This is a genomic window from Schleiferilactobacillus shenzhenensis LY-73 (assembly GCF_000469325.1).
GTDB lineage: Bacteria > Bacillota > Bacilli > Lactobacillales > Lactobacillaceae > Schleiferilactobacillus > Schleiferilactobacillus shenzhenensis.
In genome coordinates this window covers 246,085-260,636 of record NZ_KI271582.1, presented here as the reverse complement: position 1 = coordinate 260,636, position 14,552 = coordinate 246,085, and the positions used below count along the sequence as shown (strand labels likewise).

Sequence of the window (14,552 nt, the reverse complement as noted above, 5' to 3'; positions counted from 1 at the left end):
TTCAAGTCGTGCCCATGGCGTTCCACGCCCAGCCAGCCGGAGGGCCCAAATCGCCGGTCCCGCCAATCCATCTCTATACCGCCACCGGTGCCTTAATCGGTCCCGCCGGCGTGTAGTTGCGGACGTGGATGTCGCGCATTTGATAGGAAAAGATGTCGCTCACGCCCGGGCTGATTTCGAGGGTAGGCGCGGCTTGGGGGGTGCGCGTCAGCTGCTCTTCGACGGCGGCCAAGTGGTTGGTGTAAATGTGGGCGTCGCCCAAGGTGTGGACGAATTCCCCCACTTGCAGCCCCGTTTGTGCCGCCACCAGGTGGGTCAAGAGCGCGTAGCTGGCGATGTTGAACGGCACGCCCAGGAACATGTCGCCGCTGCGCTGGTATAGCTGACAGGACAGCTTGCCGTCCGCCACGTAGAACTGGAACATCGTGTGGCACGGCGGCAAAGCCATGTTGGGGATGTCCTCCGGGTTCCAGGCAGTCACCAGCAGCCGCCGAGAATCGGGGTGGGCCTTGATTTGGGCGATCACATCGCTGATCTGGTCGATGGTCTCTCCCTGGCTGGTCTGCCAATGCCGCCACTGGTACCCATAAATGTGGCCCAAATCGCCAAAGCGGGCCGCAAAGGCGTCGTCATTCAAGATGCGGTCGCAGAACGCTTGGTGGGCGGCGGTGTACTGTTCAGCAAACGCGGGGTCCGTCAAACGGCGGTGGCCAAAGTCGGTCATATCCGGGCCGTGGTAAGCGTCGCTGGCGACGTAGCGAGTGAAGGCCCACTCGTCCCAGATGTGGTTCTTGTGCTGCAGCAGGTAGCGAATATTGGTGTCCCCGTGCAGGAACCAGAGTAATTCGCTCTTGATCAGCCCAAACGGCACTTTCTTCGTTGTCAGCAAGGGAAATCCTTGGCTGAGATCAAAACGCATCTGCGGACCGAACAGGCTGTATGTGCCCGTGTTGGTCCGATCGGTCTTGCGGTGCCCTTCTGCAAAGATCCGCTTCAGCAGATCCAGGTACGGCTGTTCCACGATTTCTGTCATCGTTCGGGCTCCCTCCGTTAGTCTTCGGCAAAATCTGCCAGATATTCCCACCGTTTCATCGCCGGCTGCAGCTTGGCTTGCAACGCCGTATACTGCTGCTGCAAATCGGCGACCTTATTATAATCCGCGGCGTCGGTGACCATGGCCTTTTCCAGCTCGGCTTGTTTTTGTTCCCAGGCGTCGATCTGGTCGGTGAGCTTATCATACTCGATTTGTTCAGCGTATGTCAGCTTTTTCTTCTCAGTCGTGGCTGCCGGCGCGGGAGTTGCCGGCTGGGCAGCGGCGTGACTAGCCGCCGCATCATCATGGGATTCTTGGACTAGCCGGTGGAGAAAATCGTCCACGCTGCTGGTAAAGGACGTGATGCGGCCATTCCCGGCGAACCACAGCATGCTGTCGCACACTTTGTCCAGGAAGTAGCGGTCATGGGAGACCGTCACCACCGCGCCGGGGAAGTTGTCCAGATAGTCCTCCAAGATGGTCAGGGTCTCAATGTCCAAGTCGTTGGTCGGTTCGTCCAGCAGCAGCACGTTGGGGCCGCCCATCAACAGCTTCAATAGATACAACCGCCGTTTCTCTCCGCCGGACAGCCGAGAGATGCGCAAGCCGTGCATAGCCGGCGGGAAGAGGAAGCGTTCCAGCATCTGACTGGCGGACACCGTCTCGCCGTTGATCGTCTGGCTGCTGGCGGTATCGGTAATGTACTCGATGACCCGCTTGTCCTCCGGAATTGGCGGCATCAGCTGCGTGTAATAAGCCAAGCGAACCGTCTCGCCCACTTGGACAACGCCGCCGTCTAATTTCTGACGGCCGGCCAGCACGTTGAGAAAAGTAGTCTTCCCTGCCCCGTTGATCCCCGTCACCCCAATACGGCCGGTGTTGCCCACCCGCCACGAGAAGTCGCGCAGAATCGGGTGGCCGCCCACGGTCAGGGAAGCGTGGTCCAGGTGGAACACTTCTTTCCCTAAGCGGTGGGCGTTGCTGGCCATCGTGACTTGACCGGTGGCGCCAGGGGTGCTGTCGATCGTTTGACTGAGGGATTTGAACCGTTCGATCCGGGCCTTCTGCTTGGTCGTACGGGCCTGCGCGCCGGCCTGCATCCAAGCGAGCTCCTGCTTATACAGCTGGTGCTGTTTGTGGGTGGCCGCGGCTTCCCTTTCTTCCTGAACCGAGCGTTGGGCCACGTAATCGCGGTAATTACCCTTGTACATCTGGAGGGTCCCATTGCGCAGCGCAGCAATGTCCGTCGCCACGTGATCCAAGAAATAACGGTCGTGGGTAACGAAGAGGATGCCGCCGGGATAAGCCAGCAGCCGTTTCTCTAGCCAATCCACGGTCTGGTAATCCAGGTGGTTGGTGGGCTCGTCTAGGAGCAGCAAGTCGGCTGGAGAAATCAGTGCCTGGGCAAGGGCCACCCGCTTCTGCTGACCGCCGGACAGCGAAGCCACCGGCACGGTCATATCTGGAATCGCCAGCTGGGTCAAAATACTCTTCACGTCTGCTTCGATGGTCCACAAATTGTGGCGGTCCATCAGGTCGTTGGCGGCATAGTAGGCCTTAGCGGCTTCCTTGTCAGCCGGCGCCTTTTCGTAAGCGCGCAGTGCCTTTTCGTAATCCCGCACCATTTGGAAGTCATCGGCGGCACCGGCAAACGCAGCCGTAAGCACGTCTGCCCCCGCCGGAAAGGTGGGCGTTTGGGGCAGGTAGTTGATTCGGTAGCCCTTGGCGGTGGTGATCGTCCCGTCCTCTGGTGTTATCCGACCAGCCAGGATCTTGAGCAAGGTGGATTTGCCCACCCCGTTGAGCCCGATGAGCCCGATCCGCTGGTTTGGCGTGATCGTCAGCGCCAGATTGGTGAACAGCGTCTTATCGCCGTAAGCGTAATGCAGTCCTGTGGCTTGTAATACTTTCAATGTTGACCATCCTTTATCTCTGGCAATTCAGCCATATACTCCAGCAGTGCCGGTTCTGTGTTGGCCACTCGCCCGGCGACCACTGCCCGCAAGGCCGCCTGCAAGACCGCGCCGATGTGCGGCCCCTGCAGCTGCGGGAAGCGGGCCATGACCGTTCCGCCATGTACTGCCAATTCGCCGACTGTGTGGACCGGCAAAGCGGCGTAACGGGCCTGCCAGGGGGCGCTGGCGATGCCCAGCTGCTGGGCGACCGGCAGGAGGACGGTGAGGAAGTCTGGGCCGGCATTGTACAAATCCCATGCGTCGGCCGTACCTGCGGCCACCTTTTGCAGCGTCGGCAGCAAGCCCTTGACCTGGCGCCTTTCTTCATTGGTCGTCTTCCACGCCCGCATGAAAGGCCCCACAGCCGCCTGGTCCAATTGCAGTGCGGCGGCCAGTCGCAGCCAAACGCTGGCGCTGGCGGTCAGCGGCATGGGCACGTCGCTCAGCATGGTGCGCAGCTGATCTGCGGTACCGGCCAACCCCGGGCAGGCTTCGTTCAGTCTGGTCGCAATGAACGTCGCCAGACCGCTGGCCCGGTCCCGGGCTGCCAGCATCTTCACAAATTCCATATTGATGCGTTCCACGGCGATTTTCTTCAATAGATCATGGTGGTGGGCAATGGCGGTTTCGGTGGCGGGGTCAATCGTGAACGAAAGCTGGCTCTGGAAGCGGACCGCCCGCATCATGCGCAGCGCATCTTCGTGGAAGCGCTCCTCCGGCTGGCCGACCGCCCGCAAGACGTGGCGCTGCAAATCGCCCAAGCCGTCGAAAAGGTCGGTAATCTGGCCGGTGTGGTCCATGGCCAGCGCATTCACCGTGAAGTCCCGCCGCTGCAAGTCCTCCCGCAGCGAGCGGACGAAAGTCACGTGGTCCGGCCGGCGGTAGTCTTGGTAAGTCGACTCCGTGCGGAAAGTCGTCACTTCGTACTGGCCGTTCTCCGTTAGGACGGTCACCGTGCCGTGCTGGATACCGGTGTCCACCGTCCGGTGAAAGAGGGCCTTGACCTCGGCGGGGTATGCGCTGGTCGCAATATCCACGTCATGGATATGGTCGTGGAGCAGCGCGTCGCGGACTGCGCCGCCGACAAAGTACGCCTGGTACCCGGCTTCGCTCAACCGCCGCAATACCGGGGCTGCTTGTTCAAACTCGTGCGGTAATGGCGCTAACCGCATGGAACCACCTGCTTTCTGGATATTCGTGCACTGCCTTTTCATGGTACCATACAAGAAAGAGGACGACAGGACCCGCGGGACCGCGTTCCTCAGAGTATGCTGGTGCAGTGAGGAGAGGATATTGTCATGTGGCGCAAACAATTGCTGAGAACGTTGCGGGATTTGGCAGCGATCGGCTTCGGGTGTTTCTTCTATGCCTTTGGGCTGGTCGCCGTCAACATTAAGAATAACCTGGCGGAGGGCGGTATCACCGGGATCACCTTGATCCTGCGGTACTGGTTCCATATCGACCCAGCCTATTCCACGATCTTGCTGAACATTCCCTTAATCATTCTCGGCTACAAGTTCCTGGGGAAACGGGCACTGGCGTACACGATTTACGGTACCGGGATGTTGTCCGCCGGGCTGTGGGTATGGCAGCGCCTAGCCTTCGTCCAGAACCTGAACCTGCACCACGACCTTTTCATCGCGGGTATTTTGGCCGGCTTGTTCGGCGGTATCGGCTCGGGCATCATTTACCGCTTCGGCGGCACCACCGGCGGCAGCGACGTGCTGGCCCGGATTTTTGAGCAGGAACGGGGCATTCCGATGGGCCGCACGCTGCTGATCTTCGACGTCGTCGTCTTGACCAGTTCCCTCACTTATCTGGACGTCGAACACATGATGTACACCTTGCTGGCGTCGTTCGTTTTCTCCCGCATCATCGACCAGGTCATGGAGGGCGCGTACTCTGCCCGGGGCGTCTTCGTCATCTCGCCCAAACATCAGGAAATTGCCCAGCGCATCATGGACGAGATGGAACGGGGCGTCACTTACATCGATTCAGCGGGCGGTTACCATCAGACCCCGCAGAAGATGCTTTATTGCGTCGTCTCGCCCAGTGAGATCGCCGATCTGCGGCGGCTCATTGAGGACGAAGACCCCCACGCCTTTGTGACCATTGTGGACGTCCATGAGGCCCTGGGCGAAGGCTTTACTTATCAGCGGCCCCGGCGCAGTTTGTTCACTCGCCGTTAAGGTTCGTCCAGCAAGTCGTCGTACAAGTCTTGCATCGCCATGTCGGTGGGTACTAAGCGCAGGTACTGCTTGAGCGCGGCCAGTAATTCCTGACGGGCGGCAATACTTTGGAAGAAACGGATCAGATCAAGGAGAAAGTCGGTGTTTTCCCGGAAGTGGGGATACGCCAGCAAGTAATTCTCCTTGGCCTGGTCCATTTTTTCTTCCCGCTCGTAAGACTTGGCGATATTCCAGTACATCTGGGGATCCAGCTCGTGGGCGGCGGCGGCCTGGGTGAGCAGGGCAATGTTGGCGTCGTCTTGGCCATCTTTGACATAGAGGTTGCTGAGAGAAATGATCATGTCTTGGTCGTCGGGATCCTGATCCAGTTCTTTTTTCGCAAAATCCACCGCTCGGTCCTCGTCACCGACTCGGGTGGCGTAGTTAAAGCCGAGCTTGAGCAGATCACTGTTGAACTCATCAAACCCCAAACCGATATGGACGGTGGCCAGCGCGTCGGTGAGCTGATTCAGACCGGCTTGGGCCCGGGCCAGGGCCGGATACAGCGGTGCGTAGTCCGGCGTGGACTGCTGCAGTTCTGTCAGGGTCTTGATCGCCTGCTGGTACTGCTTCGTCTCCAGATACAGCATCCCCAGCTGGTAGGTGGTGTCGGCGTCTAAGGCTTCCCGGGGAAGATCCTCGTAGGCCGTAATGGCCTCTTCGTAGTCCCCCATCCCGGCCAGTGTCGCCCCCAGCCGCTGACCGATCACAACCTCGGCCATGGTGTCAACACCTTGGTCTTGGAGCCGCTGGTAGTAAGGTAAGGCTTCTTCGTACCGGCCCAAGGTGAAATACAGCTCGGCCAACGCAAAATCAATGACCGGCTCGTCTGGAGCCAGCCGCTTGGCTTCCTTCAATTTCTGTTCGCTCACCTCGGGGATGCCCATCGTCTGGTAGACGTCGGCCGTGGCCAGCAAGCCTTGGACGTAAGCGGGAGAATCCGGCTGAATGGCGGCCAGCAGATCGATGGCCGCATCGTTGTCCCCGGCACTGACGGCGATGTCCGCCAGATAGGTGCGCAGCTCATCTTCCTCTGGATGGTCCCGCAGTAGCTTTTCGAATATACGTTTGGCCTGGGGTGTGAAACCGAGCCCATAGAGTTGCTGTCCTAAATCATACAACGTGTCATCATCGTCATGCCGAAGGGCCAGCGCAAACAGTTTCTTCGCATTGGTCCAATCGTGGTCCTCTTGAAGTTTCGTCAGCATTTGTTCTGAATATGACATAGGCCACCTCATTAATCTTTCGTTGTCATGTTTCATATGTTCTACCGTATGTTTTCCTGAAAATGTCGGGAAAATTGCCGCTCTGCCAGGCACAGAGCGTGTTATTTTAAAACTATCGGCATACACAAATCGCCAATGCTCTACTGACGCAGAACATTGGCGATTCGGCGGAACGGTACTCAAATCTCCGTTTACTTGACGGAATCCTTGAGGGCCTTGCCCGGCTTGAAAGCCGGTACCTTGCTTGCTGGAATGTTGATTTCAGCACCAGTTTGCGGATTGCGGCCCTTACGAGCGGCACGTTCGCGCACTTCAAAGTTACCAAAGCCGATCAGTTGGACCTTATCACCCTTAGCCAAGGATGCTTGGATCGAGCTGAATACGGCGTCAACAGCAGCGGTTGCGTCCTTCTTGGTCAAGCCAGTCTTGGCTGCAACGTTGTCGATCAATTCTGCTTTATTTGCCATGTTGGGATTCACCTCCTACGCATTGACGATCCCTCGCCAGACGTATCACTTTTGTCAAACAAAAGTGTGAAATAATGTCGAACAGGAATCATTACTTCATTTCTAAAAATAGCATACCAGCGCCGCAGTAGCAAGGATTTTCGCCGAAAAAATGGGTAAAAGCGGCATTTCATTTATTTTCATAGCCCATATGGGCCAGTGAATGTTCGGTATACCTTAAATTTATTTTCGCTGCCGGGGAATAATGATGATGGGCGTCCCCGAAAAGTCGAACGCTTCCCGCAGTTGATTGACCAAGAACCGTTGATACGAGAAGTGCATCAGATCGGGGTTGTTGACGAAGGCCACGAACGTGGGCGGCGCGCTGCGCACCTGGGTCATGTAGTACACCCGCAGCCGTTTGCCGTTCATCGTCGGTGTCGGCGTCGTGGCTACGGCCCTAAGCAGCACATCGTTGAGTACGCTGGACGCAATGCGCCGATCGTGGTTCGCGGCGACCTTCTTGATCAGCGCCGGCAATGTGTTCACCCGCTGGTGGGTCTTGGCGGAGATGAACACGATGGGGGCGTAATCCAAATACTGGAACTCTGCCCGGACCGCATTGGTGAAATCCTGCATGGACTTCGTATCCTTATGGATGGCATCCCACTTGTTGACGACGATGATCACGCCCCGGCCGGCTTCGTGGGCCAGCCCAGCAACGTGCTTGTCCTGGTCGCGAATGCCCTGTTCCGCATCCAGCACGACCAGGACGACGGCACTGCGTTCAATGGCACTTTGCGCCCGCAGAACGGAGTATTTCTCCGTATTTTCCCAGATTTTGCCCCGCTTGCGGATCCCGGCGGTATCAATGATCGTAAACTTGGTGCCGTCGTCGGTGAAAGCCGTATCGATGGCATCCCGGGTCGTGCCTTCAATATTCGACACGATGACCCGCTCTTCGCCCAAGATAGCGTTCACCAGTGACGACTTGCCCACGTTGGGCCGGCCGATCACGCTGAAGGCGATGGTATCCGCCGCCGCATCTGGTGTGCTGGCCGGGAACTTGGCCACGACAGCGTCCAGTAAATCGCCCAGGCCGGTGCCCTGCACCCCTGAAACGGGATAAGGGTCGCCGAGGCCCAGCGAATAGAAATCGTACACTTCCTGGCGCTGCTCCGGGTTGTCCGCCTTATTGACGGCCAAGAGGATCGGCTTATCGCTCTTGTACAGCATCCGGGCGATGTGTTCATCGGCTTCCGTTACCCCTTCTTGGTTAGAGACGAGAAAGACGATGACATCGGCCTCCTCCATCGCAATCTGGGCTTGGGCAACGATTTGAGTCATCAGCGGGGTATCCGCGATCTCGATACCGCCCGTATCGATCAGGGAAAATTCATGTCCCAGCCACTCCGCCGGGGCGTAAAGGCGGTCCCGGGTCACCCCGGGCTGGTCTTCGACGATCGCGATGCGTTTCTTGGCGATCCGGTTGAAGATCGTCGACTTGCCCACATTGGGCCGCCCGACAATCGCCACGACAGGTTTGGTCATTACAAAACATCCTTTCTGAATGACGTCATAACGCGAAGTAACGGCTACATCCTCGCCGGACATAGCCGTTACTCTGCTTTCTTCACACGACAGCCGCCGAATTACTTGTTATCGTCTTGGCTGTCGTCGTCTTGCTTGTCAGACTTGAACTGATCCAGCGCGCCGCCGATCAGGTCGCCTAAGCTGAAGCCAGTATCTTCTTCCTCTTCACCAGGGGCAGAGACCTTGGCGTTGCTGCTGCCGCCACGGTTGGCTGCCGGCCGGCTCTGGAAGGAACTGCCGCCCCGGTTACCGCCGCGATCGTTCCGCCGCGGTTGACGTTCGGACCGGCCGCCGCTGCGCTCGCTGCTGCGACGATAGCTGCGGTTGCCGCCTTCAGAACGGCCTTCCTCTTCTTCTTCGCCAGCGTGCGGATTCTCCGTCAAGGCCTTGATGGACAGGGCCAGACGATGCTGCTGCGGATCAACACTCAAGACCTTGACCTTGATGTCTTGACCCTCTTGCAGAACTTCACCCGGTGAAGCGATGTGCTCGTGGCTGATTTGAGAAATGTGGACCAGGCCTTCAACGCCAGGGAACACTTCAACGAATGCGCCGAAGGTCACCAGACGCTTAACCTTGCCTTCGAGAATGGCACCAACCGGCGCCTTCTCTTCAATGTTGTCCCACGGTTGGGGCAAAGTGGCCTTGATGGACAGGGAGATCCGGTCCCGGTCAGGATCGACGTTCAGCACCTTGACCTTGACCTCTTGGCCAGTCTTCAGTACGTCAGATGGCTTGTCAACGTGGTCGTAAGAAATTTCTGACACATGGACCAACCCGTCAGTACCACCGAGGTCAACGAAGGCCCCGAAGTTGGTCAAGCGAGCGACCTTGCCTTCGACGATGTCGCCAGGCTGCAGCTTCTCGTACAAGGCCTTCTTCTCGGCTTCCTTCTCCTTCGCCACAACGGCCCGGTGAGACAGGATGAGACGGTTCTCGCTGGGTTCGATCTCGACGACAGCGAGTTCCAGTTCTTGGCCCTTGTACTGGGATAAGTCTTCTACATAGCGATCTTCGACCATGGAAGCCGGAATAAAGCCGCGGACACCGTCAACATCGACGACCAAGCCGCCCTTGACGTTGTTGGTGACCTTGCCCTTAACGGTATGGCCAGCCTTGTATTCCTCTTCGATCTGATCCCAGATCTTACGTTCTTCTAAGCGACGCTTGGACAATAAGTAACTACCGTTCTCTTTGTCTTTGCCAATCGTTGAGAGGACGACGAGCTGCAGCTTGTCACCAACCTTAGCCAAATCGTTGATGTCTGCATTGCGGTCGGCAGTCAACTCCTTGAAAGGTACAACACCTTCGACACCGGTGTTTTCAATCCCAACAACGAGTTGCTTTTCCTCGTCGATGGCCAATACCTCGCCTGTTACGACGTCCCCGACTTTTACCTCGTGGACACTCTTCAAGGCATTCTCCATCAGCTTTCTGCCTTCTGCTTCGTTGTTCTTTTTTTCTTCGTCCATGAAAAAATCCTCCTTAACGACTTACAATCAAAGTCTATTTTACTTGAAAACGTAAATAAATGCTACACCCGTGCTCCTATTTCGCACGGGTGGGCCTTTTTTTCTCGATTTCGGTCACGATGGCGGCCACCACTTGGGGAATCGTCAGGTGGGTCGTATCGATCGTCACGGCATCGGCGGCCTTCTTTAACGGAGACTCCGCCCGGTGGGAATCCTTGTAATCCCGGGCGGCAATCTCCTTCGCCAAGGTCTCTTCCGGCACGTGGATGCCCTTCTCGGCATTGTCCTTGAAGCGGCGCTTGGCCCGTTCAGCCACGCTGGCGACCATGAAAATTTTCACGTCCGCATGGGGCAGTACGGTGGTGCCGATGTCCCGACCATCCATGACGATATCTTGACCCGCAGCGATCTCTCGCTGCCGTTTCGTCATCTCAGCCCGCACTCCGGGTAAGGCGGAGACTTGCGATACGTTGTTCGTCACGTCTTCACTGCGAATCGCCGTCGTGATGTCCGTATCGAACAGCCGCACGTGCTGACCGTCAGCGGCCGGGACGAAGACGATCGGTTCATGACCAAGACTCTGCAAAATCGCTTTTTCGTCGTTAAGGGGCAGATGATTCTTGAGTGCCCACCAGGTCACGGCCCGGTACATGGCACCCGTATCCAAGTAGACATAACGCAGCTGCTTGGCGAGTAATTTAGCAATGGTACTCTTCCCTGCCGAAGCAGGGCCATCAATGGCAATTTGCACGAACTTTTTGCTCCAATCGTAATCAATCAATAGGTTGGCGGGGCCGCGTCGGCTGCCCCGCCGCAGTGCGGGTATGGCTTAAAACCAGTACACAGCACAAATTCCCTCCGTCGTGAGGGAAAAGCGCCACTCACAGCCGAGGAAGAAATATCTTCATGGGCCGGCGGACAAAATCATCCACCGCCTAAGCAGCAGCCATTACTTCAGCTTCAGCACTTGCCCCGGGATGATGCCCTTCGTTTGGACTGTGGGGTTCAGCGCGTAAAGTTCCGCCAGGGTCATGCCGTGGTTGACGGCGATCCGGTACGGATTTTCACCCGCTTTAACGGTGTATGTGCCGCCGCTGGCCGCTGGTGTACTGCTGCTGGCGGCCTGCTGGCTGCTGCTCTGCGCCGCCGGCGTCGATGAACTGCTGGCCGCGTTTTGGTTGTTCTGGGTTTGGGCGGGTGCAGCAGAAGAGGACGAGGCCGCTGCTGATTCGCTCGATGCCTCAGACGATACCTTTTCTGCTTTGTTGGCCTCTTCAGATGACTTCTTGGCCGCCGCCTTCTCACTCTTGGCCCGTGCTTCGGACGCTGCCTTGGCTTTGGAAGACGATGCGGCTTGTTCGCTGCTCTTTTGGCTATCGGTCATCGTAATTTTATTGGCATCGGTGTTGCCGTTGCCATTTTTCATCGTGACGGCCCAGTAGGTCATCGGGGCCAGCATCATCAATGCCAAAATGATCGCCAGGACGACCGCAAAACTGGTCATGTTCTTTTCCCGGTGGCGGGACGCGCTGCGGGACAGGTTCCCCGTGTCGTCACGGCTGTCCATGAACTTCTTTTGCCACGGTTGATCGCCGCCGGCCGACTGATCGTCCTTTTTCAACTTGTCATCATCGTGATCTTGTTTCATGGAACGAAACCCCCTGTGTCAGTCTTTTATTTAATAATACCATAGCGGCCAAGGGAAAAGCGGCGCGTCATCGACCGGTTTTGCACATTTCTAAAACAATTGGGCCAATCGGGCAGAGACGGATTGGACGGGATCGGCACTGCCGGCAAGCGGTGCCGCACTGGGCCAGGCCATCCCGGCCAAGTGGTGCAGCAGCGGACTGGGGGCGATGAAGGCGCAGCAGGCAGCGTCGTGGGTGACGGTCGCCGGATGCGCGTCAAACGTATTCAGCAGCAGCTGCCGGCGGCAAACCGTGGCTGGGGCTGTACAAAATCGAATCATTTGATTGGCAGCGCCTTGCCGGGTTTGCTGGGTGGCGGCCAATAATTGGGTGACCGCGGGGCCGCTGGCAAATGTCCGGTACCGCTTGAGCAGTTGAATCTCGGGCGTCTCGTCCTTGACGAAACGGTCAGGGTGGTCAAAATACGCCCGAATCAGGCTGGCCGGCGGGAAGCCGCGGACGGCGTCTTGGGCCAGTTGGCCAGTATCACCGGGCGCTAATAAGGTGATCGCAGCCGCGGGCTGGCCGTCGCGCCCCGCCCGGCCGATGGCTTGCAAGTAATCCTCCAGGCTGGTGGGCGGCGCCATATGGATCACCGCCCGCACGTCCGGCTGGTCGATGCCCATCCCGAAGGCGTTTGTCGCGCATACCACCCGGATCTGGCCATTCCGAAACTGATGCTGCAGGCTGCGCCGGCTGAGCGGATCCAGGTCACCGTGGTACACCCCGGCGCTCACGCCCCGGGCGACCAGCGCAGCAGCGGCCTCGTTAGCCAGCCGCTTCCGGTTGAAGTAAACGATCACGTTGCCGGGGACCGCCTGGATCAGCTGCGGCAGCAAGGTGGCTTTCTCCGCCTCGCTGGTCACCGGACAAATCGCCAGCCAGATATTTGGTCGGTCCACCGACCGGCTGACCACCGTGGTGTCCGCCGGCGTCAAGTGCAGCCGCCGGGCAATGTCCTGGCGAACGCGGGGCGAAGCGGTCGCCGTCAACGCTAGGATGCGCCCCGGCCGTAAGGTTTGCACGACTGTCCCGAGTTGGAGAAAGGCCGGCCGGAAGTCTGGGCCCCATTCCGAGATGCAATGGGCTTCATCCACCACCAGCAAGCCGATCCCCCGCTGGCGCAGGGCCGCCACCACGTCCGGCCGGGTCAAGGTTTCCGGTGCCGCAAAAAGGAACCGCCAGCGGTCCAAGTGGGCCAGGATCAGATTCTGCTCTTGCCGGTCCAACAGGCTGTTCAAGGCGATTGCCCCGCCGATACCGGCTTCCTGCAGATGCTGGACTTGATCGCTCATTAACGCCAGCAGCGGCGAAACCACCACCGTCAACCGCCGGCTCAGCAGCGTCGGCAGCTGGTAGGTCAGCGACTTGCCTTGCCCAGTGGGCAAAATACCCAACACGTTGCGGCCGGCCATCAACGCCTGAATGATGTCCTCTTGGCCTGGCCGAAACTCACTGAAGCCAAAGTAGTGCTGCAATGCAGCGTGTAAATCAGTCACGACCACGCCTTCCTTTCTGCCGCTGCGCGGCAATAGCTGTCAAGCGGTCCCGAAAAAAGTCCACCACGTGGTCGCTGCCAGGCTCGGGCAGCTGCCAGCCCGGACGCACGGTGACCAGGTCTGAGCCCAGCATGGCGGCTTCCAAGACGTGCTCCCGGATCGTGCTTTCTGCTAAGCGGCGCTGCGCAGCCGTGGCCGCAACCGACTGGTGCTGCAACAGGCGCATGGTCTCTTGGGCACTCGCAGTCACAGCGGTCGGCGCCGGCGGCCAGAGACTGGCCCAAGGCGACTCTGGGTCAGCCATTGCGTATTGATAAACAGCGGCCACGGCATCCGCCCAGGCCAGCTGGACCTGGAACGGTGTCCAGCCAAAATGGGCCGCCAGTGTATCCCAGCTGGCGGCATCCACGTCGGCCCCAACCAGCCGGTTAGTCAATACGGTGGCTGCAGACGGGGACAAGCGGCTCACCAGGGCCGTTAAGGCGGCAATCGCCGGCGCATCATCAGCGGCCGCTGCCTGGCGATACCACGCCTTCACTCTAACCTGGATCAGCAAATGCGGTGTGACCGGGGCAAAGTGCGGTGCCCCGTGGTGCAGCTGGCTCAGGAGCTGGACCGCCAATGTCAAATCGTCGCCCAATTCGCGGTAACTGGGCATGACCAGCCCGGCGACATGAGTCGGCCACCAGGCCGGCAGCGCCTGCCCTGCTCGGCTGGGAGCGGTCAGCATACCGTCTGCGGTGAAGGTCAGTGCACTGGCCCGCACCAGCCGGTCGACGACCCGTTCATACGCCGGCCGCGCCAGGTGCGGCAATAACCCCCAAAACGGCAGCAAATCATTACTGAAAGCCGCGTACAGATTGGAAAAGGTCCGTTTACCGCGTAAAATGTGATATAGCGTGACCGGACGCACGTGGCGGCCGGCCAACAGCCACTGTAAAAAGGTCGGCACCGCGGCGCCCTCCTCTATTTGAATTGTGAATACGCATGAGATTGGATGAACTTAGATGGAAAGAAGTAGTGGTAATGACGGATTCAGAGAAGAAACCAGCACCGGCACCGGCCTGGTTCACCAAGATCGATCGGGAACGCTGTATCGCCTGCGGACTCTGCGCCCTGCATGCGCCGGCGCTCTACGATTACGACGACCTGGGGGTGGCGTACGGCAAGCAGGACAACAACACCGGCACCGCGCCGATTCCCGCTGATCAGTTGGCGGCATTCAAAACGGCCTACCGCGACTGCCCCGTCCAAGCCATCCTCCGCCGCCAGCAGCCCTTCCCGCCAACGGCTAAGCAGCCGGTGCGTCCTCCTCATTATACGGACTAGCCTGGGGTGGTGCAAAATGAGTGGGCGATCCGTGGCAATTAATTCTGGTCTGCGTACCCGGGTGACTACAGGCTCCGCAGATT

13 protein-coding genes are annotated in these 14,552 nt (G+C 58.7%); 2 read left to right on the top strand and 11 right to left on the bottom strand.

Annotated elements, in window-relative coordinates; translation table 11 throughout:
• Positions 1-73: 73 nt before the first annotated feature.
• The 3 genes from L248_RS01190 to L248_RS01180 are packed head-to-tail and all read right to left on the bottom strand — an operon-like array spanning position 74 to position 4,160.
• A complete protein-coding gene (locus L248_RS01190) occupies positions 74-1,024 on the bottom strand; it encodes a thymidylate synthase (RefSeq protein ID WP_281169970.1) in 951 nt (316 codons plus the stop codon).
• 26 nt (positions 1,025-1,050) lie between these two features.
• A complete protein-coding gene (abc-f, locus tag L248_RS01185; protein ID WP_022528203.1) occupies positions 1,051-2,946 on the bottom strand; it encodes a ribosomal protection-like ABC-F family protein in 1,896 nt (631 codons plus the stop codon).
• Entirely contained in the window at positions 2,943-4,160 is a 1,218-nt protein-coding gene (locus tag L248_RS01180; protein ID WP_022528202.1) for a CCA tRNA nucleotidyltransferase, read from the bottom strand. Before L248_RS01180 ends, abc-f begins: the two co-directional genes overlap by 4 nt.
• Before the next feature lie 126 nt (positions 4,161-4,286).
• Between L248_RS01180 and L248_RS01175 the strand changes: the two genes are divergently transcribed.
• Positions 4,287-5,177: a YitT family protein gene (locus tag L248_RS01175; RefSeq protein ID WP_022528201.1), complete on the top strand. Its 891-nt coding sequence runs from the start codon at positions 4,287-4,289 to the stop codon at positions 5,175-5,177.
• On the opposite strand, the gene L248_RS01170 is transcribed toward L248_RS01175, so the two are convergent.
• The 8 genes from L248_RS01170 to L248_RS15715 form a co-directional block, all read right to left on the bottom strand.
• A complete protein-coding gene (locus L248_RS01170) occupies positions 5,174-6,442 on the bottom strand; it encodes a tetratricopeptide repeat protein (protein ID WP_022528200.1) in 1,269 nt (422 codons plus the stop codon). The two genes, L248_RS01175 and L248_RS01170, sit on opposite strands and share 4 nt — an antisense overlap.
• A 191-nt stretch (positions 6,443-6,633) precedes the next feature.
• Complete coding sequence (locus L248_RS01165) at positions 6,634-6,909, bottom strand: HU family DNA-binding protein (protein ID WP_040534192.1); 276 nt, start codon at positions 6,907-6,909, stop codon at positions 6,634-6,636.
• Positions 6,910-7,131: 222 nt separating this feature from the next.
• On the bottom strand, positions 7,132-8,439 hold the full coding sequence (gene der, locus L248_RS01160; RefSeq protein ID WP_040534190.1) for a ribosome biogenesis GTPase Der: 1,308 nt from the start codon (positions 8,437-8,439) through the stop codon (positions 7,132-7,134).
• A gap of 101 nt (positions 8,440-8,540) precedes the next feature.
• On the bottom strand, positions 8,541-9,953 hold the full coding sequence (rpsA, locus tag L248_RS01155) for a 30S ribosomal protein S1 (protein WP_022528197.1): 1,413 nt from the start codon (positions 9,951-9,953) through the stop codon (positions 8,541-8,543).
• A gap of 76 nt (positions 9,954-10,029) precedes the next feature.
• Positions 10,030-10,704 carry a (d)CMP kinase gene (cmk, locus tag L248_RS01150; protein WP_040534188.1) on the bottom strand — a complete coding sequence of 225 codons (675 nt, stop codon included), beginning with the start codon at positions 10,702-10,704 and terminating at the stop codon, positions 10,030-10,032.
• A 198-nt stretch (positions 10,705-10,902) separates the two neighbouring features.
• Positions 10,903-11,601: a LysM peptidoglycan-binding domain-containing protein gene (locus L248_RS01145; protein ID WP_022528195.1), complete on the bottom strand. Its 699-nt coding sequence runs from the start codon at positions 11,599-11,601 to the stop codon at positions 10,903-10,905.
• A 90-nt stretch (positions 11,602-11,691) separates the two neighbouring features.
• Positions 11,692-13,140, bottom strand: a complete 1,449-nt coding sequence (locus L248_RS01140) for a RecQ family ATP-dependent DNA helicase (protein WP_022528194.1) — start codon at positions 13,138-13,140, stop codon at positions 11,692-11,694.
• On the bottom strand, positions 13,133-14,092 hold the full coding sequence (locus L248_RS15715) for a YpbB family protein (protein WP_022528193.1): 960 nt from the start codon (positions 14,090-14,092) through the stop codon (positions 13,133-13,135). Before L248_RS15715 ends, L248_RS01140 begins: the two co-directional genes overlap by 8 nt.
• Before the next feature lie 74 nt (positions 14,093-14,166).
• On the opposite strand from L248_RS15715, the gene L248_RS01130 reads away from it, so the two are divergent.
• The gene (locus L248_RS01130; protein WP_022528192.1) at positions 14,167-14,469 is read left to right on the top strand and encodes a ferredoxin; all 303 of its coding nucleotides are present in this window, start codon (positions 14,167-14,169) and stop codon (positions 14,467-14,469) included.
• Positions 14,470-14,552 lie beyond the last annotated feature (83 nt).